The 21115-nt window shown below is 49.2% G+C and carries 13 protein-coding genes; 4 read left to right on the forward strand and 9 right to left on the reverse strand.

What is annotated here, in order from left to right:
• Positions 1-46 precede the first annotated feature (46 nt).
• Positions 47-1879: an ABC transporter ATP-binding protein gene (locus tag S7335_RS14945; RefSeq protein ID WP_006453755.1), complete on the reverse strand. Its 1833-nt coding sequence runs from the start codon at positions 1877-1879 to the stop codon at positions 47-49.
• A gap of 7 nt (positions 1880-1886) precedes the next feature.
• On the reverse strand, positions 1887-3617 hold the full coding sequence (locus S7335_RS14950; protein ID WP_038016310.1) for an ABC transporter ATP-binding protein: 1731 nt from the start codon (positions 3615-3617) through the stop codon (positions 1887-1889).
• A 174-nt stretch (positions 3618-3791) separates the two neighbouring features.
• Between S7335_RS14950 and S7335_RS14955 the strand changes: the two genes are divergently transcribed.
• The 3 genes from S7335_RS14955 to S7335_RS14965 all read left to right on the forward strand — a co-directional run bounded on the left by S7335_RS14955 (position 3792) and on the right by S7335_RS14965 (position 6249).
• Complete coding sequence (locus tag S7335_RS14955) at positions 3792-5234, forward strand: mechanosensitive ion channel domain-containing protein (RefSeq protein WP_006457321.1); 1443 nt, start codon at positions 3792-3794, stop codon at positions 5232-5234.
• Positions 5235-5504: 270 nt separating this feature from the next.
• Positions 5505-5960 (forward strand): universal stress protein, encoded by a 456-nt coding sequence (locus S7335_RS14960; RefSeq protein ID WP_006454742.1) that lies wholly within the window; start codon positions 5505-5507, stop codon positions 5958-5960.
• Positions 5961-6057: 97 nt separating this feature from the next.
• Positions 6058-6249 (forward strand): hypothetical protein, encoded by a 192-nt coding sequence (locus S7335_RS14965; protein WP_006456854.1) that lies wholly within the window; start codon positions 6058-6060, stop codon positions 6247-6249.
• Positions 6250-6300: 51 nt separating this feature from the next.
• Here S7335_RS14965 and S7335_RS14970 read toward each other — a convergent pair whose 3' ends face one another.
• From S7335_RS14970 to S7335_RS26055, 7 genes are all read right to left on the reverse strand, one after another.
• The gene (locus tag S7335_RS14970; RefSeq protein ID WP_006454209.1) at positions 6301-7902 is read right to left on the reverse strand and encodes a sodium:alanine symporter family protein; all 1602 of its coding nucleotides are present in this window, start codon (positions 7900-7902) and stop codon (positions 6301-6303) included.
• 420 nt (positions 7903-8322) lie between these two features.
• Positions 8323-8988: a Fe2+-dependent dioxygenase gene (locus tag S7335_RS14975; protein WP_006456037.1), complete on the reverse strand. Its 666-nt coding sequence runs from the start codon at positions 8986-8988 to the stop codon at positions 8323-8325.
• A 156-nt stretch (positions 8989-9144) separates the two neighbouring features.
• On the reverse strand, positions 9145-9690 hold the full coding sequence (locus S7335_RS14980; protein ID WP_006454369.1) for a transposase: 546 nt from the start codon (positions 9688-9690) through the stop codon (positions 9145-9147).
• Positions 9690-9998, reverse strand: a complete 309-nt coding sequence (locus S7335_RS14985) for a transposase (RefSeq protein ID WP_006455379.1) — start codon at positions 9996-9998, stop codon at positions 9690-9692. Before S7335_RS14985 ends, S7335_RS14980 begins: the two co-directional genes overlap by 1 nt.
• Before the next feature lie 149 nt (positions 9999-10147).
• Positions 10148-10618, reverse strand: coding sequence for a GNAT family N-acetyltransferase (locus S7335_RS14990; protein WP_006456000.1), 471 nt, complete (start codon positions 10616-10618; stop codon positions 10148-10150).
• Positions 10619-10677: 59 nt separating this feature from the next.
• Complete coding sequence (locus S7335_RS14995) at positions 10678-11844, reverse strand: pyridoxal phosphate-dependent aminotransferase (RefSeq protein WP_006454250.1); 1167 nt, start codon at positions 11842-11844, stop codon at positions 10678-10680.
• Between the two features lie 169 nt (positions 11845-12013).
• Positions 12014-14104, reverse strand: coding sequence for a response regulator (locus tag S7335_RS26055; protein ID WP_006455449.1), 2091 nt, complete (start codon positions 14102-14104; stop codon positions 12014-12016).
• A gap of 861 nt (positions 14105-14965) precedes the next feature.
• On the opposite strand from S7335_RS26055, the gene S7335_RS15005 reads away from it, so the two are divergent.
• Positions 14966-20995: a GAF domain-containing protein gene (locus S7335_RS15005; RefSeq protein ID WP_006457015.1), complete on the forward strand. Its 6030-nt coding sequence runs from the start codon at positions 14966-14968 to the stop codon at positions 20993-20995.
• The last annotated feature ends 120 nt before the right edge of the window (positions 20996-21115 follow it).

Below are 21115 nucleotides of genomic sequence, written 5' to 3' on the forward strand. Positions count from 1 at the left end.
GAGGATACTTCATTGCTGCTCCATCTCGTCCAAACAGAGAGCTTACTTATGGCGACGTGGGGTAGAGTATCGAATCGGCGGTACTCATTTGACCACCAAGTTCTTGCCCACCAAGTTGTAGAGCGTAGAGTTTGGCATACTCGCCGCCTTGATCAATGAGCTGTTGATGCGTGCCCTGTTCAACGATATGACCTTGCTGAATGACGAGCACCTGATCAGCTTGGGTAACCGTACTAAGGCGATGGGCGATCACAAAGCTAGTACGATTTTGGAGTAGTGAGGCGATCGCCTCTTGTACCAGTCCTTCTGTTTGCGTATCGATACTGCTAGTCGCTTCATCTAAGATCAAAATACGTGGGTCAATCAACACCGCTCTAGCAATACTAATGAGCTGCCGCTGGCCTTGGCTCAACGTCGCTCCCTGAGATCCCAGTACGGTGGCATAGCCTTGCGGTAGCTGCGTGATGAAATCGTGAATATTAGCGACTCGCGCAGCCGCTTCGATATCGGATTGTTCGGCAGTAGGGTGGCCAAAGGCAATATTCTCGGCGACCGTGCCGCTAAACAGAATGTTGTCTTGTAGGACATAGCCAATCTGACGGCGCAAGCTGGCCTGAGATACCTGGCGTACATCTATTCCATCAATTTTTACCGCCCCACCCGTTACGTCATAAAAGCGCAAAATCAGATTGATAATCGTACTTTTACCCGCTCCTGTAGGACCGACTAGCGCAATCATCTGGCCTGGTTGAGCGAATAAAGACACTCTGTCCAGAATGGTCTGGCCTGGTACATAGCCAAAGGTGACTCGATCGAACTCGACTTCGCCAGTAATAGGCGGCAGTTCAGTCGCATCAGGAGCATCATGCAACAGTTCGGGCTCGTCGAGTAAGAAGAACACCCGCTCTAAACCGGCGATCGCACTTTGAGCCTGAGTGTAGAATTGACTCAAAATCTGAATTGGCCTGAAAAACTGTTGAACATAGAGCAAAAATGCAGTCACCGTGCCCACGGTTGCCGCGCCCGTGACCGCTAAATAGCCACCATAGGCCAGCACCGCGGCTGTAGCTAATGTATTGAGAAAATCGATCGAGGGTAGAAACGCTGCGGTCACCGCCACCGCTTGAATGTTGGCATCTCGGTTCGCTGCATTAAGCGCTTCAAAAGCGTCGATGTTGTAATCTACTCGGTTAAAGGCCTGAGCTTCTTTAACGCTGCTGACATCTTCTTCAATCCGGGCTGAGAGATCGCCGATCGTCTCGCGGGTGACCCTGAATCTAGCCCTAGCCCAGCGTGAGAATAGGCGAGTTGTAAAGATCATGATGGGTACCACTAGATTGCTGAGCAAACCTAGCTGAAAGTTGATTAAAAACATCGCAATGATGATGCCAATCAAACTAAAGGTATTGCCCAGAATCTGCGGGATGCTGCGACCGAACGCCTGATCGATCACGCTCACATCATTGAGCAATCGGCTCATCAGATCGCCCGCTTCGCTCTTGTCGAAATAGCCGATCGAAAGACTTTGAATCTTAGTGAAAATGTCTTGGCGGATCTGAGCCAGCACATTTTGAACAATGGTGCCCACCCGAAAGATTTGGACGCGGATCGCCATCGTACCGATCCCATAAATAAAAGCCAGACCCATCACCATCCTCAGTAGCCCAGACAAATTGCCAGGGCGAATCAGATTGTCGATCGACCAGCCGATTAGAAACGGACCGATAGCCTGGGTAAAGGCGCCAATGCAGACAGCACCAATCGCAATCGGCAGCTCTTGCCGATAGGGCTTTAGATAGCTCAGCAGGCGACGAAATGTAGATAGCTGTTGAACTGACTGGTTGTTGGTTTGACCAGGAGCATCAGGAACTGTATTCATGGACAAATCACTCACTGACTTGCGATTCTAGGATCGCACCGTACAAAGGACTGGTTCGCATTAGCTGTTCATGGGTACCGCAGGCAGCAAGTTTGCCATTATCAATTAAAAGGATCCGGTCGGCAGTTTGAATCGTGCTGATCCGCTGAGCAATAACGAAAGCATTACAGGTGCGGGCTTTGATGATTGCGTCTAAATCTGCTTGAATCTGGGCAGCGGTTTGAGCATCGACTGCCGAAGTGCTGTCGTCTAGGATCAGAATGCTGTAGTCAGTTAGCAGCGTGCGAGCGATCGCAATTCTCTGCTTTTGTCCCCCAGATAGCCCCACGCCGCGCTCACCCACAATGGTGTCGTAGCCTTCAGACAACCCTTGAATAAATTCGTGAATGTGAGCTAGCTTGGCCACTTCAATCACCTCATCAAGCGATGCATCTGGTTTGGCATAGGCAATATTTTCTTTCAGTGTTCCAGAAAACAAGGTGGTTTCTTGAAAGACAATGCCGATACGTGATCGCAAACTCTCTAAATCAAAATCTCGCACATCGCGCCCGTCAATTCGCACGGCTCCCTTAGTTACGTCGTAAAACCGCTGCAGCAGATTCACCACCGTACTCTTGCCCGATCCTGTCATTCCTAGAATGGCAATCAGCTCATTGGGCCGAGTCTCAAAAGAAACACTTTGTAGTGCAGGTTTAGTTGCTCCTGGATAGCGAAACCAAACGTTTTCGAAGGTAATTCGACCGCCGCACTTAGTGAAGGGCACCGCGTTTGGGCGATTGGTGATTTCAATTGATGTATCGACAATCTCATACACCCGCTCAGCCGAGGCCGCCGCCTGAGCAATCACCGGCGCGGCGAAGCCAATTAGCAAAACCGGCTGTAAAATAAACAACAGATAGGCATTAAACGCAACCAGCTCTCCGATTGTGAACGCGCCATCAATCACCTGCGAACCGCCATAGCCCACCACCGCTAGCGTAATCAAATTACTCAGCAGAAAGATGAACGGAAACGTATTGCGAATCGCCCCTAGCGTTTTGATATAGACTGCCACTAGCTGGGCGTTCATCTGGGTATAGCGTGTCTGTTCTACCGATTCGCGCGCAAACGCTTTAACCACCCGCACGCCTAGCAAATTCTCACGCAGTACGTCGTTTAGATCGCCTAGCCGTTCTTGCACCTGATCAAACAAAGGCTGATTTTGCCCAAAGAAGCGAAACAGCAGCGCTCCAGCCAAGGGAATCACCGCTAGTGTGATCAGCGCTAAACGCCAGTTCATCACCAGTAGAATTGTGGCGATGGTAACTAGCGTCACCACTGAGCTAATGACCTGAATCAAGCTCGTTCCGACAAACGTGCGAATCTGTTCGATATCGCTGGTGATGCGAGTGAGTAGCTGGGAGGTTTGCGCCTGATCGTGGTAGCTAAAGCTCAGCGTTTCAATTTTGCGAAAAACCTGAGATCGGAGTCGATAGGCAACGCCCTGGGATACGGCCTCACTCCAGTAGCTTTGGCCAAAATTGAATAGACCGCGGGCGATCGCCACACCCACCATCAGAGCGCCCGTCACCAGCACAACCGACAGATCTTGCGCGGCAATTCCCTGGTCAATTCCTCGACGAAATAGCTGCGGCGTCAGTGCATTAGCGACTGTAAGCAGCAGCACACTAAGGGTTGCTCCTAGAGTTAGCCAAGCGTAGTATCTTAGGTTTTCGAGCACACGTCTTAGTGACGTCATGAATAGTCTTTTGGTAGCCCTTTGCCTTGAACTTCGCCAAAAGGCGCGTCAAAAAGCTTAGATACCCAAAAAGGATATCCAAGTAAGGTTAGATTCAATGATTATACCTATGATAGATAGCTATTTTGCCAGCTTACATCACGCTATGGCCCTGTAGAGGACCTATACTGGCTGATGTTCAATTTTTTCGAGCAGATCCAGTCGGTGCTAGACTCGCCTTTCTTCCAGCTAGGGAATTCAGCGCTTTCTTTGAGTGCTATTGCTCAGTTCCTGTTGATTGTTTTCATTACATTCATCGTCTCTTGGGGGCTAAGGCGGTTTCTCTCGCTGCGGTTGCTAAAGCACCTAGGATTGAGACAAGGCACTCGCGAATCGGTCGCGGCGATCACCGCTTACACTGCTGGCGCGATCTTCTGTCTAGCCATGCTACAAACCACTGGCATCAACATCGCTTCACTCGCTGTTGTCGCTGGTAGCCTGGGTATTGGTATCGGATTTGGCTTACAAGAAATTACCAAAAACTTTATTAGCGGGCTGACCTTACTCGTTGAACAAAAGCTAAAGGTAGGAGACTTTATCGAAATCGATGATCTGCTTGGTCACATTACAGAGATTTCACTTCGCTCCACAATTGTTCGCACCATCAATGACAGGCATATCGTCGTACCCAACAGCGATCTTGTCAGCAATCGAATCATCAACTGGACATACTCAAACACCAAAGGCTGGGTTTCTATTCCGATCAGCGTAGCTCATGAGAGCGATCCGCTATTAGTCATTGAGGTCTTAATGGATTCGGCATATTTAGAAGAAACTGTCTCGACAGAGCAAACACCAGAGGTATATTTCACCAGCATTGGTCCCAATTCACTAGATTTCAAACTGTGGGCCTGGACAGATCAAATTGATCAAAAATTCAAGGTGGAAAGCTCATTGAACTTTATTATCCGTCAAAACTTCAGGCAGCACGGGATTCGCTTTGCATCGCCACGAATTGATGTCTGGAATCGTAATCCTAATGTGGTGATTAACTCCGATCCCAGTGACTATCCCCAACACGCTGAATTGCAACAACCCCGCGAAAGTAATTTAGATGCATTCGCTAAGCCAGTAGCGGTGAAAGACTTGCTTAGACAACTGCCTTACTTTCAAAACTCGACTGACTTAGAGCTACGTAAGCTAGTAGAGATTGGCCGCCGGATACGGCTAGAGCCGATGGAGACCATCTACCGAGAGGGCGATCCTGGCGATGCTTTCTACATCATCTTATCAGGCGCAGTCAGCTACACCTTTGCAAAAACCCAGCAAACGACCACGATTAAAGCTGGACAGTTTGTGGGTGAATTCTCACTAATGCTAGGGATTCCGCGTACGGTAACGGTCAAAGCGAACGAAGAGACCACTATGCTAAGACTAAGCCCGCAAGGATTCAAGAAGCTATTGCACGATCAGCCCTATCTGTACAACGTGATTGTTGAAGAAATGGGACGTCATGAGCACGAGCTGCTCCAGCAAGGCCGACAGCTCAGCGCGATGGGTTTGATCAACCCTGAGGAGTACAATATTAATCCGGTCAACTGGGTGAGAGAACATTTAGAACGCTTGTTTAGTTCGTAGGCTCTCTCTACAAAATTCGTAGGTAACAGCTAGTGGAAAAAGCTTTTTATCTCTGGGGTTAGGAAGTTAGTCTATGTTGGTTGAGTCACTTCTAACTCTTTTTGACTCTTTTTGTTTGTCATGCCAGTATCGTAACGATTGTATGCTTTTCTAGGCTTAGCCTGTCTATAATCTAGTACTCTTTAGTAAATCCCTGTAGAATAGCGCCTGCTATATTGAGATTACTCCTATGTATTTGCCGATACTTGTAATCGCTAACGGTTTGTTCTGATGGTTTTATTTTCTAAAGACCGTATCTTAGTCCCTACCGATTTTTCTGAAAAGTCCATACAGGCGATCAAAGAAACTAACGCCTTCGCCGATGCCAATACCCAACTCTACATTGTGCATGTGCTAAAGCCTCTAGAGGCTACAGAGCCAGGTGTTGTTTGGGAATCAGTCGACACTGAGAAACGGACACAAACTATACTGGCGCTGTTTGAGGAAAAATTTCCCAAGAGCGAGTATGAAGGGCTTGTCTTCGAGGTGAGAAACGGCGATCCAACCGCCGAGATTATTGATTACGCAGAGTATCGAAATATAGACTTAATTGTCATGCCCTCACGCGGCAGAACGGGCATCTCTCGATTCTTTATGGGTTCAATTGCAGAAAGAGTAGTTCGCTTTGCCCACTGCCCTGTTTTGGTTCTAAAGCAGCAGAAGAAAGCTACTACCGCTACCACCTAAGCTTATCGACTTTTTGCATAGGCGCTATCTGTTGAGCCTTTTGTGGTTTCTAACCGGTCTAGCTACATTGGGAGTATCTTCATTCAAGGTACTCCCAATGATTTTAAACACGTCTCGTCAGCCCTTTGCGCAACAAAACCACCGCAAGCCCTGGGCAATCCGGAGCCTACAGTGGTTCTGGAGATTCAGTCAGTTCTATGGTGAGTATACTGTTCGATCGCCGCAAGAGCGTCAGCAGTGGATTAGCCAGCAGCGCAATCAGCACCAAAGAAACCAACTAAGCAACTAGGCACTTAGCTAGGCACTTAGTAACTAGCTAACCTGTCTCGCCTTAAGCAAACTATGACTCAACCGTCAGCATCTGGCCAGATGTCAACCGAGACCAATAGTCTTTTAGATCGCCTGCTACCTCATTTGAGAGAATGTAGCATCCTAACAAATTAGGAAATGCCATACCTAGCAGCATCAAATCGCTAAAGTCTATAATTAGACCCAAGCTAGTGAGACAGCCTAAGAACGTACAAAATACGTAGATAATCTTGAACAGCAAGGTGCTTCGCTCGCCAAATAGGTAAGTCCAAGCCTGAATTCCATAGTAGCTCCAGGAGATAATCGTGGAAAAGGCAAACAGACAAACCGCAACACTCAACACCGTTGGGAACCAGCCGACCACAGAACCAAAAGCGTTGGCTGTCATCGCCACACCGCTGAGCTCTTCGCCCGTATCCAAATAAACACCGGTTATAACAATTGCAAGTGCCGTAAGGTTACATACAATTACAGTGTCGATCAAAGGCTCCAACAAAGAAACAAGCCCTTCTCTAACCGGCTCATCTGTTCTGACAGCAGAGTGCGCGATCGCTGCTGTACCCACCCCTGCCTCGTTTGAGAAAGAGCTTCGTCGAATACCCTGCACCATCACACCGATGAAACCCCCTACAGCTGCTCTAGGTACAAAGGCTTCGGAGACAATAGTGCCGATCGCACTAGGAACCTGAGCAATGTTGGCGATAATCACAATCAAACAGGCCACTATGTATATTGCGGCCATGGCGGGCACTAGCTTCTCTGCAACAGAGCCGATGCGCTTAATGCCTCCAATAATTACAAACGCAGATAGTGCCGCTAGAATTAAGCCGAATAGCCAAGCCGGTAGCGCCGGAAACAGGCCAGAAATTGCGGCATATGCTTGGTTAGACTGAAACATATTCGCTCCGCCCAAGCTGCCGCCTACGCAGAGAATGCTAAAGAGAACAGCGAGTCCTTTCCCAAATGGCCGCAGACCCCGACCCTCTAGTCCTTTGGTGAGGTAGTACATTGGGCCGCCTAAGATCGTCCCATCTGGTAAACGACGACGATACTTGACCGCCAAAGTACATTCCACAAACTTACTGACCATGCCGCAAAATCCAGCAATCGTCAGCCAGAACATCGCGCCCGGACCTCCGAGCTGTATGGCGATCGCCACCCCGGCAATATTTCCTAAGCCTACCGTTCCGGACACCGCCGTTGCCAGAGCCTGAAAATGAGAGACTTCTCCATCATCTTCATCATCGTCAAATTTGCCTTGGACTACGTCAATTGCGTGTTTTAGTCCGCGAATATTGATAAATCCCATCCGCAGCGTGAAGAAAGTTGCCCCGACAAACAACCACAGCACAATAAATGGAAAGCCGTTCTCGCCGCCGATCGGAAAGAACAACAAGGTCGCTAGAAAATCAACAATGGGTTGTAGGATGCTGTCTGCCATAGATGTCGATTCGCTAGCTTCTTGTGCGATCGCAGCCGGTGCGGCGATCGCCATCAAAAGCAACAGCATCGGCAGCATCGCCCAGCCATCTGTGCCTTTGTCAAACCACCTAGCCGAGAGTCGAGTCAACCGCTGAAATGAACTTTGAAACCTGCGATTGATCGCAGGCACATACCATCCCTTTCGATTCATATTAAATTCCCACTCTAGTTTTTCTCATGTGATCGAACCAGGCCTGTTAAACACTCCTATAGAGCGCAGACAGTCCCGAATACCCTTGAACGCACGTTGATCAAAATCACTACATATGTTTTTGCCGATACCGGAAAATACCACGCAGCCGACCACTATGTTGTTAACTTAATTACCATCCTCTGCATTTGTACTTATCCGACAATATTACAAAGTGTGAGGATGCTCGCTCTTAGTACCTCCTGGTACATCAATCCAGCTTTCAATCGGACTCGCATAAAGTCATACTCGTTATGACTCTATGCTTGTTATAGCTTTTTATCAAACTGCAATTCCTAGATGTAATTCTTGGAAACTGTTGCTTTTAGGGAAGTTTCGAATTAAACGTAAAGTTTGAGACTATCAGCATCAGCCAACTTCCTACTCAGCCCACATTCGCAGCAAGTTGGCAATGCTTTTAGAAAGCAGGTCAAATTCATCGGTCTTTCCCTCTTTAGCAAATAAAGATCGCTGTGCTGTCACTAGATCAAACAAAATCTCCCGCTTTTCAGCCTGGCGAATCAAGCTTTGAACCCAGCCTACGACGACTAATCGCTCACCGCTTGTCACCGGATCTACTCGGTGTAGGCTAGTCGAAGGATAGACAATTGCACTCCCTGCTGCTAGCTTGTAGGGAGTTTCGCTATCTGCGCCTTCGATCACCAGTTCTCCCCCCTCGTAGGTATCGGGGCTATTAAGGAAGATTGTAAAGGAGAGATCCGAACGTAAAAAGCCACCTGCTTTCATTAACGCATTATCTACATGCCGCCCATACGACATTCCTTCTTGGTAGCGACTGATCAGCAGTGAATGAATAGCCCTGGGTCTAGCAACCGCCTGAAAAAGTTGGTTTCGCTGCAGTGCTTTACGCACCAAGTCTTTTAGTGCATCTGTATCTGGTGTTTTGGTGAGCTGTTGATTTTGTTTGACAAGTTTGGCGTGCCATCCTGCCGTTAGCCTTCCGTCTGCAAATTCAGCAACAGATAATGCTTTTTCTAGATGATCCAGCTCTTCACTTGCGAGTAAGTCAGGAATGCAAACAATCATGAAATTTTCTTGCGATAAGCTTTTCTCAACAGGTCAGCATTCTAACAAACCGGTTAGACAGAGTACTCAAGTAAAATCTTTAGTTTCTCAGCTCTTGATACTGTTTAAGCTCCTTTCTTGTTAGCTGACTACTTTCTATAGAAGCCATTTGAGATCTTACGCCTCGGCTGCAAGCCGCTTGAGCATCAGCCTGGCAAAGCAAAAGTCCATCTGCGCTTTGGCGTTATCCAGCGTTCTGGCAAAGTTCTTGGTCAAACTCTTGCACCTCTCCATCCAACTGTTGGACCGTTCAATCACCCACCGCACTGCAATCGGCACAAACCCAGCCTTTCCCTGCGCTGCTTTCTCTGCCTTCGATGGCTTGGGTGCTAGCTCAAACCGAATCTTGCGCATGATGCCTGGATACACTGCTTCCAGCGTTGTCGCCAGCTTATCTACGTGATAGCCGTGATCTAGCAAGAACGTAATCTTTGGGATGTTGACTGGCTTCGCTCTGAAGTAGTCGAGGTTGATGGTCAACAACATCAATAAGCCCATATCGTCTGAGACGTTCGCTGGCGTACATAGCGTGAAGAAGGGAAAGCCTAGCGTATCAACCACAAGATGTCGTTTAATCCCATTTGTGGCTTTATAAAAGCAAAACCCTTTCGAGGCGACGCTTGCGTTGCAGGTATTCTTCACCACCTGTGAGTCACCTAGCATTAGGGTGGTCCACTGCGCTTTTTTTTGACTTGTTCGCGCACCTGTTCATGAAGTACTGTCATCAGTTGTTCAAAGCAATCCGCTTTGCGCCACTGGTTGTAGTGCCAGAACACCGTGGAGTATGGAGGGAGATCTTTGGGTAGGTCTTCCCAGTTGCAGCCGTTCTTAAGCTGGTACAGCATGCCATCAATCAGCGCTCGATAGCTCCACTTGAGCGGCTTCGTTTTCTTCTTTAATGGCAAGACTTCCGGCAACAGCGGTTCGAGGATCTCCCATTCGGCATCAGTCAGATTGCTGGAGTAGCCCATAGTGCATAGCTTAGACAACTTATCCCATAGTCGCGCATCTCATAGAAGATCTCAAATGGGTTCTATAAATCTCTCTATGTTGTAGTTATGAATAATGTATTGAGAGTTGTCACTTCTCATTTTACTTTTGGCTCGAGTTTTCTTTCAATTCAAGCTAACGCCTTCCAAAAGATAATCTTATCGGCTCCGGCTGCATAAAACTCTCGGATTCTAGCTTCTTCTTCAAAGCCATTATCCTGATAGAATCTACGGACATAACCGAACTCGTCTAAAGCCATTGTCTCTACCAACAATATGCGTGCCTTCAGCCTGGCTAGAGTCTGTTCAATGTAATTCAACAAAGCAGCACCGCATCCCTGTCTGCGATGTTCAGGATGAACGGCAATTAGATATAGATTCCATGTGCCTTCAGTCATTCGCTCCGGTGCAACATAGGCAATACTAACGAAATCGCCGTTCTTTTCATCTGTAAGCCACAGGTCCCTATGCTTGGAATTGCTGCTGAAATGCTCAGATAGCATGTGGGCGATATCAGCGACTTCATCTGGTTCGAATAACTCAATCGCTTTGACCAAAGCAATTAAACCGTCCCTATCATTAGGCTCAATCGGTCGAATCACTGCAAATACCTAGAAACTACAACAGCCCCGAGTCAGACTCTAAAGCAAGATGAATAGTCCTAAGCATACGCCTTGACAAACCCGTTTAGTCTATCTATCCCGCGCTCAATCGTGTCTAGGTCAGTAGCGTAGGAGATTCGAATAGTGCCTTCCGCCCCAAACGCGATGCCGGGGATAGCAGCCACTTGCTTCTGTGCCAAAAGCTTTTCGCAAAACTCGATAGATCCTAACCCCGTTTGGCTAATGTCTACGAATAGATAAAAGGCACCTTTGGGTTCTATGTAGCTTAGCCCATCGATATTGGCAACCAAATTCATGATAGCGAGCCGCCTTTGGCTGAAAGCTTGACGCATCGTCATTAAATCGTCCTGGGGACCCGTTAGTGCCGCGATCGCACCATACTGAGCAAACGTACACACATTCGACGTACTATGACTTTGAAGGGTATTCACCGCCTGGACAACTTCCTCAGGCGCCGCTAAATAGCCCAGTCGCCAGCCAGTCATCGCGTAGGCTTTAGCAAACCCATTGCTAATAATCGTGCGCTGAAAAATCTCCGAATTCAAACTGCCAATGCTGACATGTTCGGCGCCCTCATAGAGAATTTTTTCATAGATCTCATCAGAGACAACCAGAATATCTGCTTCGACGATTACATCAGCCAGTGCCTGTAGCTCAGCCGGGCTGTACACCATCCCTGTCGGGTTAGAGGGGGAATTTAAGATAAACAGCCGCGTTTTCGGGGTGATTGATGCTTTTAGCTGTTCAGCGCTCAGCTTGTAGTCGGTCTTAGCAGTGGTTTCGACGATTATAGGAACACCGCCTGCTAGCTTCACCATTTCTGGATAGCTGACCCAAAATGGCGCAGGAATAATTACCTCATCGCCCGGCTCAATTAGCGCCATAATCAAATTGTAGAGCGAGTGCTTCCCACCATTGGTGACCACAATGTTTTTAGCTTCGTAGGCAAGTTGGTTGTCTTGTCGCAACTTTTGGGCGATCGCGCTTCTTAAGGCTGGCTCTCCTGAAGCCGGGCCGTAGCGGGTCTTCCCTTGATCTAGAGCCGCTTTAGCCGCCGCTCGGATGTGCAAAGGGGTATCGAAATCAGGTTCTCCAGCGCTGAAGCTACAAATATCTAATCCATCGGCCTTCATAGCCTTCGCCTTCGCAGAGATAGCGAGGGTCATAGAAGGATTGACTCGGCTGATTCGAGAGGCGATCTTCATGAGTACGGCAGGTACCCAACCTGCATCAAGATGGGTAGCGAAAGGTCAGTACACTACCGTAGATCGATTCCGAGCGTTCTCAGCGCCCAAATAGACAGTTAAGTTAAATTCTTCAGATATAGTTTGGATATGTTTGAATGTACACATTGAATATACATAACGCAGAGGTCTACTCGGACGTAGACCGATACAGGTTTGAAACAACTGCGACCATTTCTTCTAGCTCTATCGGTTTAGCAATGTGTTGCTGAAACCCAGCTAATAGTGCCCGAGTGCGATAAGGGGGTTCTGATAGCGCAGTTAGCGCGATCGCCGGCACACTCCCCCCAGCATTGGCTGGTAAAGCCCGGATCTCCCGAATCAGTTCGTAGCCACTCTTACCAGGCAAGACCAAATCACTGACAAGTACATGAGGCTGAAATGCTTGAAAATTTTCAAGGGCAGCATCAGCAGATCGCGTGCCCACGACTGTAGCACCGTAGGCTTCTAACATAGAGGTATAGACCTCTAGCCCATCCGGATAATCCTCAACAATCAGCACCCGGCAGCCCTTCAAAGCATCTGTAGCTAAAATTGGAGTAGACGATGCTTTTGAAGGAGCAGTATTTGATAGGAGCTTTTGTGAAGCAAGCGGTAGCTCTACTCTAAAGCTGCTACCCTGCCCAGGTCCGGCACTATCAGCGCTCACCTGGCCACCATGCGCCAAAACAATATGTCTGACAATTGAAAGTCCGAGCCCTAAACCAGCATAGGCGCTATGAACAGAGGCAGTAGATAAAGTATGCTCTCCTTGCCAGAATCGCTCGAATAGATGTGGTATCTCTTCTGAAGCAATACCGATACCCGTATCTTGCACTAACACAACTATCGAATCTGATAATCGCTCAAAACTGATAGTGATTCGACCACCAGCAGGGGTGAACTTAAGCGCATTTGAAAGCAGATTGCGAAAGACTTGCTTGAGCCTAGACGCATCGCCCAGTAATGAGTCTTCTACATCATCTGCGACAACCTCGGGTAGAACAATCTCAATATCTTTGTTGCGAGCGGCAGGAGCGATCGCATCGACTACCTCCAAGACTAAGCAAACCAAGCTATCAATCGATAGCGGTTCGAGACGACATTGAAAGCCACTGTGTGGCATCCTAGAAACATCTAAAAGATCCTCAATTAGTTGATCTAGCACCTCGGCATTGCGGTAGCTGGTCTGAATCGCTCTTGCTACTAGCGCTTTATCATCTAAGCAATCGCTTGAGATTTCTAGCCAACCCATAATGGTCGACAAAGGAGAACGGAGTTCATTCGATAGGCTTCCTAGTAAGTTATCTTTGAACTGGTTAGCTCGCTCTAGCTGGTTGCAAGCAGATTCAGCCGCTGCTAATAGCTGTAGATATCGCCGTTCGTCTTGTTTCTTCTGCGTGATATCGCGCCAGGTCACCACTAGCTGATTATCAAGCTTTACGATTTGAATCGCCACAACAACAGGCTGTTCAGAAGACTGACACGAATTTACAAAAAGCTCACCCGTAAAAGGATAGCCCGTTTCTATCACCCCGCAAAACACCAGAAAAAGATCCAGATCTTCTAACCCTTCAGAATCTTCTCTAGCCGTAGCTTTAAACGCTGGAATGACTGTATAGACCGACTTACCTAGTTGCTTTTCTTGCGAAACTGAGAGAGCTTTGCACGCCGCTGCGTTTAAATAACTCACGGTAAAGTCTTGGATAAAGCCTTCAGAATCTCGTACCGAGGAAAGTATTATAAAACAGTCCGCCATTGTTTCGACAGAGGTTCGAAACCGAATCTCACTCTCTTGTAAATCGGCGGTAGCCTGAAGCAGGGCTTTCCTTTCCCGTTGCTCTCGCAGCGCTCTTTTAACAGCAGGCACCAGACGAGCTAAGTTATCTTTTAAAACATAATCAGCTGCGCCGCCTTTTAGCGCCTCTACAGCAAGATCTTCACCTAGAACCCCTGATACCACAATACAAGGAATATCTGGAAAACCATCTTCGACAAATCCAATTGCGCTCAACCCATCAAACGTAGGTAGGGAATAGTCTGCCAAAACAATATCAATTGGCTGGGTGTTGAGGGTAGAAAAAAAAGCCTCGTACGTATCAACAACAGCAATAGTACAATCAAGATCGCTTTCAAGCATCAGAGCTGATAGCAGCTCTACATCGGCAGCGTTATCTTCGAGTAAAAGGATATTGATAGTCTCTAGAAAAGCCGAACTGTCCATCTCCTTAACCCGTTCCATTGTCTTCTTAAGCGATGCTGTCTGCAATTAGAGATACTTCTATGTTGTATGAGCTGTATGACAAATGACCAGACCATAGGCAGCTCCATCCCCTTGAATCCTTGTCAATAGGTTCTTGTTATGGCCTCAATAGACTCAACCAAGCTAACACTCCTGCTTGTTTATACTGTAAGGCTATTCAACCACAGGCACGCACTAAAGTTTTTGGCGGATTGCCGTAAACCAAAACCGTCCTCTCAATCCGATTGGTCAATTAGAGTAGATAAAAATGCTAGATATTCAAGTGAAAGATATAGCAAAGCGTGGAGCGTGGGTGCATACGCTTCGAGAAGGTAAAGCCTACGGACTAGGCTATGACAGCGCTATAGAACAGGGGATGTAACCTTTCTAGGTGTGGTCAGCAAAGTGCCCAAAAGCTATCTGCTAATGCATCCTTGTTACAGTCCGCATGTATATCTCTTAACTATGTTCGTGGGTGCTTTATTGAGCTGCTTCAATCAGCGGTAGGTTTGTGTCTTATCACAACTTAGCCTTGCAACTTTTAGACCAAGTTAGTGATTATGTTGATGCAAAAGCCATAAAAGCTTTCCTACGAAGACGTCAACCAACTGGCCTCTTGTTGCGTCTGTTGTTTTCTAATGTTGTTGGGTTCTCAAACGCTGTCGGCGTAAAAAGTAATATCATCAACTGCGAAACATAGTGGACATACTGTTCGTAAGATCTAACGGTGTCGTTTGTTAGTCCAAAAGCTCTGGACTTATTCTGTAGACAAGGTTCGCTCCCTATCGATCGTCTAGGTTCCATTATCGAGCTGTACGGTAGCATCATCTATATGTAGCGCCGCGATCGCCTGATTCACTCATGGCTCCTTCCAACCCGCAGAATGCTCGTCAGCACATGACTAGTACAGACTATCCAGCAGACGTGACGCGATCGCCCCATTTACTAGCAGGTGTGGCAGAGGCGGCTCGAAAGCTATTGGCCATTGAAGATTTTGACGCGGCAGTTAATGGTACCTTAGAGACACTCGCCCGCTCTGCAAATATTGATCGTATTTTCGTTCTGCAGCATCATTCAGCGACAGACACTGCACCAGAATTTGCTACTTGTCCTTATGAATGGACGCTTCCGGGTGTACCTCTCCACCGGGACGTACCAGGGCGTTTTCCGATGGTGTATGGCGAGATTGAGGGATTTAGCGAGTGGATACAAGCGCTGAAGGCGGGTGAGCCAGTTCAAAAGCTAAAAAGGGAGATGTCAGCGAAGGGACAAGCTTTGCAGGATGTCGATCAGGCGCTGTCGGTGCTGACGGTGCCGATCTTTATAGAAGGCGAGTATTGGGGCAGTTTTGGCTTTGATGACTGCACCACAGAGCGGGTATGGGGCGAGACGGAGATTGCGGTGCTAGAGACGGCGGCGGCGACCTTTGCGGCAGCGTTGCAGCGACGGGGCAGTGTAGAGACGCTGCGGAGCCGGGATGCGCTGCTCGATAGTGTGAACGGTGCGGCGCAGGTATTAGTGGCGAATGAGAATTTGAATGAGGCGATCGCGCAGGCACTGCGAATTTTAGGGGAAGGGACACGGCAAGATCGGGTATATGTGTTTGAGAATGTGTACCCGAATGGGCCTGACGAAGTGTTTTGGGATATTCCTTATGAATGGACAACTTGTAGCATTCCACTTGGCTCAGAAGTCGCAGGAGAAGATATTCCTATTGCAATGGCATCTTTCCCATCTGAAATAGTGAAACCGTTCTTTGACGGACAGACTATCCAGTTTTTAACGCGCGAGCTTAGAGATGACGCAAGAGAGTTGAATGAAAAAATTTCAGCTCTTTCTATGTTGGCTGTCCCCATATACGTACAGGGTCTGTGGTGGGGAGTTTTAGGATTCGATGATTGCACGATTGAGCGGGTGTGGAGCGAGGCGGAGATAGCAGTATTAGAGACGGCGGCGGGTTGTGTGGGCAGTGCGATTGAGCGCGATCGCAATCAAAAAGCCCGTATGGCTCAGATAGCAGCGCATAACCAAGCTTTGGCAGAGCGCGATCGCATTCTCGAAGCGACGGCGGCAGCAGCGAACGTGATGCTGGTGAATAACGATTTTGAGAGCGCGGTGAATGAGGCGCTGAAAATCGTGGGTGAAGGGTTAGATGTTGATCGCGTTAATTTGGGCAAGTACTTTAAAGCAACATCTTTTGAAGAGGTAGATAATATCCAGTTTCTGTATGAATGGAATGTATCTGACACTATTATCCAGGCAGCACATCCAGAATTCTCAAGGATTACTAACGAGGGTATAGAGCTTGTCTTTGAGATGATTGAAAGTGGCAGAATCTTCGGTGGCGTAGTAGATGACCTAGCAGAACCCTTTCGTAGCATCCAAATAGAACTAGGCGTACAATCTACCTACTCAATTCCAGTGCATGTCTCAGGTCAATGTTGGGGAATTCTGGGCCTCGACGATTGCCATCGGAAAACGCGCCGCAGTGAATCGGAACTTGAAGCGCTCAAGACGTTAGCGAACTGTATTGGTAGCACCATTGAGCGCGATTGCATTCAACAAGCCCGAGAGCAAGCAGAGCGCACGGCGCTGATTGGGAAAGAGCGGGCAGCGAGAGCGGACGAGTTAGAAGCGGCGAATAAAGTATTGAAGGTACGCGATCGCTGGCTACAAACGACTGCTGCTGCGGCGAACAAACTGCTTTCGGCTACCGATGTGGCGGCGAGTGTGGATGCGGCACTGGCGACGATTGGAGAGAATTTGGAGTGCGATCGCCTCTCTGTGATGCGCTATCTTGCCGATCATGACAGCCATCCGTTAGGTGCCATGAAATCTCTCTACGAGTGGGGCGCAGCAGGCATCCGGTCTCAAAAAGAAGACTCTGAGCTACAGGTTATTTCGGCAGCGGGCTTAGAGGATTGGTTTGATCAGTTCTTGAAAGGTGAATGCATCGGTGGCAATGTCTCTAATATGGCAGAGCCAGCGCGAAGCGGACAAACGGCGCTCGGTGTGTTATCAACCTACTCGGTGCCTATTTTCATCGATGGACTGCTGTGGGGCATTGTAGCTATGGACTACTGCCATGAGGAGAAGCAGCTAGCAGCCCCGGAGCTAGCGGTGTTTCAAACAGCGGCAACCTGTGTGGGGAGTGCGATTCATCAGGCGCAGATCCGGCAAAATAAAGCTGAAAAAGCAGTTTTAGCAGAGAGAGAGAAAGCCGCCCGCGAAAGAGCAGCAGAACTGGCAAAAACTAATGAAGCTGTTAGTAGAACGCTGGAGACACTTGCAGCGAACCCAGAATTAGACAACTTTCTCTGTTTACTAGTGCAAGAACTCTCTGAAATTGTGGGTGCTCATAACACAGGATTGTTTTTATATGAGGCCGAATCGAACATGCTGCGTCGTCATGTGCATGTTCAAGATGGAAAAGCCTATATCGGCCCAGTTCCTCGCGATGCTGAAATGCTAAGACATCCATTTCCAGCGGATATAACAGATATCTGGCGGCTTATTGTTGAATCCCCTCAGCCAATAACGTTTGCTGAGACGGGAGCACCTGAAGAAAACCCAGTAGACTTGTGGTGGGAAGATACTGTCGCTTGGCACATTAGCGAAGGGCATCGTCAGCTTGCCTGTGCTCGGCTGAAAGTGGGTAATATTCCGCTTGGCTTCATCGGTTTCTGTTTTAGAGAGCAGATAGTATTTTCTGATGAAAAACTCGAACTTGTTCAGGCGCTAGCTAATCAGGCGACTTTGGCAATTCACCTGACACACCTCGCGGAAGAAGCCAAGCAGGCCGCTATTTTACAAGAACAAGAGAAAGCGACAGAGGCGCGGGCTGCAGAACTAGCGAAAACAAACGAGGCGATCGCGCAAACGCTTACAACCCTGACTGAAACCCCAGAGTTAGACGAATTTCTCGGCCAGATCCTGATCAAGATTAGCGAACCTATCGAAGCCTGCAAAGCACATTTGTTTCTATATGACAAAGAAACAGATACGTTGAATCAGCATATTGCTGTTGAAGACGGACAAGCCTTCAAAGGCTCGGCTCCGAATCATCCTGATCTATTTCGTCACCCTATTCCAGTCGATTTGTCACCTGCTTGGGAACATATTGTCAACTCGCCTAAGCCTTGGACACTAGACGAGAGCAACCCCGGTAGCGCTGAGCTTTGGTGGCCAGAATCACTTCCCTGGCATCGTGCCGAAGGGCATCGCGCTGCGACCTGCGCCTGTATGAGAATCGGCAATAAACCTATCGGCTTTATCGGCTTTGCCTTTCGACATATTGCCGTACTCACTGACGAACAGCTCGAATTCATTCAAGCCCTCACTAATCAAGCGACGCTTTCTATCCAGCTCACTCGCCTCGCCGAAGAAGCTAAGCAAGCCGCTATCTTGCAAGAGCAAGAGAAGGCTGCCCGTGATCGCGCCGCAGAACTTGCCAAAGCCAATGAATCGATTGGCCAAACCCTCACCAACCTAGCCGCCCGCCCCAAGCTAGACGAATTTTTAGGCTACATCCTAGCCGAAATGTCTAACCAAGTCGAAGCCTGCAAAGCACATTTGTTCCTCTACGACGCCCCTACGCATACCCTCACCCAGCGCGTCGCCGTTCAGGACGGTGAATTTTATCTAGGCACAGGCCCCAGTGATCCTGAAGTATTACGTCACCCGGTTCCGGCAGATATTACGACTGCGTGGGAGCTCATGATCAATTCATCTCAGCCCCTCACCTATGACGACGCACAGCCTTTTGACGAAACTATCTGGTGGCCAAATACAGTTGAATGGCACAGAAGTCAGGGACACAAGGCGCTCACCTGCATTCCTATGAAAGCCGGCGATCAGCCCATCGGCTACATCGGTTTTGCATTCTACAACCGCACTTTCCTCTCCGATGAGCAGCTAGAGTTCATACAGGCGCTGGCAAATCAAGCGATTGTCGCCATTCAACTCACCCGCCTTGGAGAAGAAGCCAAGCAAGCCGCCGTCTTGCAAGCACAAGAAAAAGCCGCCAGTGCCAGAGCTGCCGAACTGGCTAAAACCAACCAAGCCCTAAGCCAAACCCTAGACGCCCTGACCACCGAGCCAGAACTTGATCGCTTCCTCGGGCAAATTCTCACCCAAATTGTTGAGCAAATTGGCGCTGACGATACGCATCTGTTTTTGTATGACGAAGCCACCGATACCTTGCGATCGCACATCGCTGTCCAAGACGACCAGATCTATCGCGGCTATGTCCCCGATGCGCCCCCCCTCTTCCATCAGCCCTTCCCTGCCAACATCACCCCCACCTGGCAAATCGCAATCGAGCTATCTGTTCCCATCACCCTAGAGACCCACGATCCAGATAGCGTTCAATACACCTGGCCAACTGTACAGCCGTGGCACGAAGCGAGAGGGCATCAGTCAGCCACTTGCTTTTGCCTCAAAGTCGGCAGTCAGCCCATCGGCCTAGTCGGCTTTGCGTTTTGCGATCGCAGCACCCTCACCGAAGAGCAGCTCGAATTCATCCAGGCCCTGATCAACCAAGCCACCTTAGCTATTCATCTCACCCGCCTCGGCGAAGAAGCTAAGCAGGCCGCCGTCTTGCAAGCACAAGAAAAAGCCGCCAGTGCCAGAGCTGCCGAACTCACTAAAACCAATCAGGCCCTAAGCCAAACCCTAGATGTCCTAACCACCGAGCCAGAACTCGATCGCTTCCTTGGCCAGATTCTCACCCAAATTGTTGAGCAAATTGGCGCCGACGATACGCATCTGTTTTTGTATGACGAAGCCACCGATACCTTGCGATCACACATCGCTGTCCAAGACGATCAGGTCTATCTCGGCCATGCTCCCAACGATCCCGAACTCTTCTATCAGCCTTTTCCCACAGACATCACCGATGCATGGCAAATGATGACGGCTTCGCGCGAACCACTCATATTTGACGAAATTCGTCGGGATGTCACTGACTTCTATTGGCCGACCACCCTAGAGTGGCACGAAGCTAGAGGCCACCAATCAGCAGCTTGTATCTGCCTAAAAGTTGGTAGCCAACCCATCGGCCTTATCGGCTTTGCCTTCCGCAGCATCGCTATCCTCACCACCGAACAAATCGAATTCATCCAAGCCCTCACCAACCAAGCCACCCTCTCCATTCACCTCACCCAGCTCGCCGACCAAAGCAAAGCCGCCGCCCTCTCAGTTGCCCTCACCGAAGAACGCAACCGCCTCGCCCGCGAAATTCACGACACCCTCGCCCAAGCCTTCACCGGCGTGTCGCTTCAGCTCGAAGCTGCCCGCAGTGCCCTCACCAAAGCCGCCGCCTCGGTTGCCGCCGAGCGTGATCCGCTTCCCCCCGCCTTCGATCAAACCCAAACCTTTATCCTCCGCGCCCGCGATCTCTCTCGCCAAGGACTCTCCGAAGCTCGCCGCTCTGTTCGCGCCCTCCGCTCCCAGGCGCTAGAAACCGACACCCTACCCACTGCCCTGCGCAAGGTTCTCAACCAAATCAACCACGACACCCACCTCGACACCCAGTTCTATCTCGAAGGCACCCCCGAACCCCTACCCGACGATATCCAGCTCCACTTGCTACGCATCAGCCAAGAAGCCATCACCAACGCCCTGCGCCACGCCCAGGCCACCCAAATCGATCTCACCCTAGCCTTCGAGCCCAGAGAAATTCAGCTCCGCATCGTCGACGACGGCATTGGATTTACGCCCAGCTCACAAGCCGGCAGTGGCTTTGGCCTCGTCGGCATCCGAGAACGAGTCGCCCGGTTTCACGGCACATTTCAGCTATCGAGCAGCCCCGGCGTAGGCACAACCATAGAAGTCACCGTGCCCTTTCCCACAGCGCCGTCTGTTCCACCCCCTGCTATCCAGCCGCCATAGCTGCGATCGCGTCAGCAGCAAGCACCTTTGTACCCCATCGTCTGTTTCTTGCAAGTCGACTTTCCGCAAAAGGTTAGACAGCCAACCCACCGATCCAACAAGATAAAACTAATCCCTAGC

The sequence above is a fragment of the Synechococcus sp. PCC 7335 genome (assembly GCF_000155595.1).
Lineage (GTDB): Bacteria > Cyanobacteriota > Cyanobacteriia > Phormidesmidales > Phormidesmidaceae > Phormidesmis.

Bases quoted from the DNA above. Each gene is read 5' to 3' on its own strand.
- S7335_RS14945 (WP_006453755.1), bottom strand. From the start codon at position 1,879: ATGAATACAGTTCCTGATGCTCCTGGTCAAACCAACAACCAGTCAGTT.
- S7335_RS14950 (WP_038016310.1), bottom strand. From the start codon at position 3,617: ATGACGTCACTAAGACGTGTGCTCGAAAACCTAAGATACTACGCTTGG.
- S7335_RS14955 (WP_006457321.1), top strand. From the start codon at position 3,792: ATGTTCAATTTTTTCGAGCAGATCCAGTCGGTGCTAGACTCGCCTTTC.
- S7335_RS14960 (WP_006454742.1), top strand. From the start codon at position 5,505: ATGGTTTTATTTTCTAAAGACCGTATCTTAGTCCCTACCGATTTTTCT.
- S7335_RS14965 (WP_006456854.1), top strand. From the start codon at position 6,058: ATGATTTTAAACACGTCTCGTCAGCCCTTTGCGCAACAAAACCACCGC.
- S7335_RS14970 (WP_006454209.1), bottom strand. From the start codon at position 7,902: ATGAATCGAAAGGGATGGTATGTGCCTGCGATCAATCGCAGGTTTCAA.
- S7335_RS14975 (WP_006456037.1), bottom strand. From the start codon at position 8,988: ATGATTGTTTGCATTCCTGACTTACTCGCAAGTGAAGAGCTGGATCAT.
- S7335_RS14980 (WP_006454369.1), bottom strand. From the start codon at position 9,690: ATGCTAGGTGACTCACAGGTGGTGAAGAATACCTGCAACGCAAGCGTC.
- S7335_RS14985 (WP_006455379.1), bottom strand. From the start codon at position 9,998: ATGGGCTACTCCAGCAATCTGACTGATGCCGAATGGGAGATCCTCGAA.
- S7335_RS14995 (WP_006454250.1), bottom strand. From the start codon at position 11,844: ATGAAGATCGCCTCTCGAATCAGCCGAGTCAATCCTTCTATGACCCTC.
- S7335_RS26055 (WP_006455449.1), bottom strand. From the start codon at position 14,104: ATGGAACGGGTTAAGGAGATGGACAGTTCGGCTTTTCTAGAGACTATC.
- S7335_RS15005 (WP_006457015.1), top strand. From the start codon at position 14,966: ATGGCTCCTTCCAACCCGCAGAATGCTCGTCAGCACATGACTAGTACA.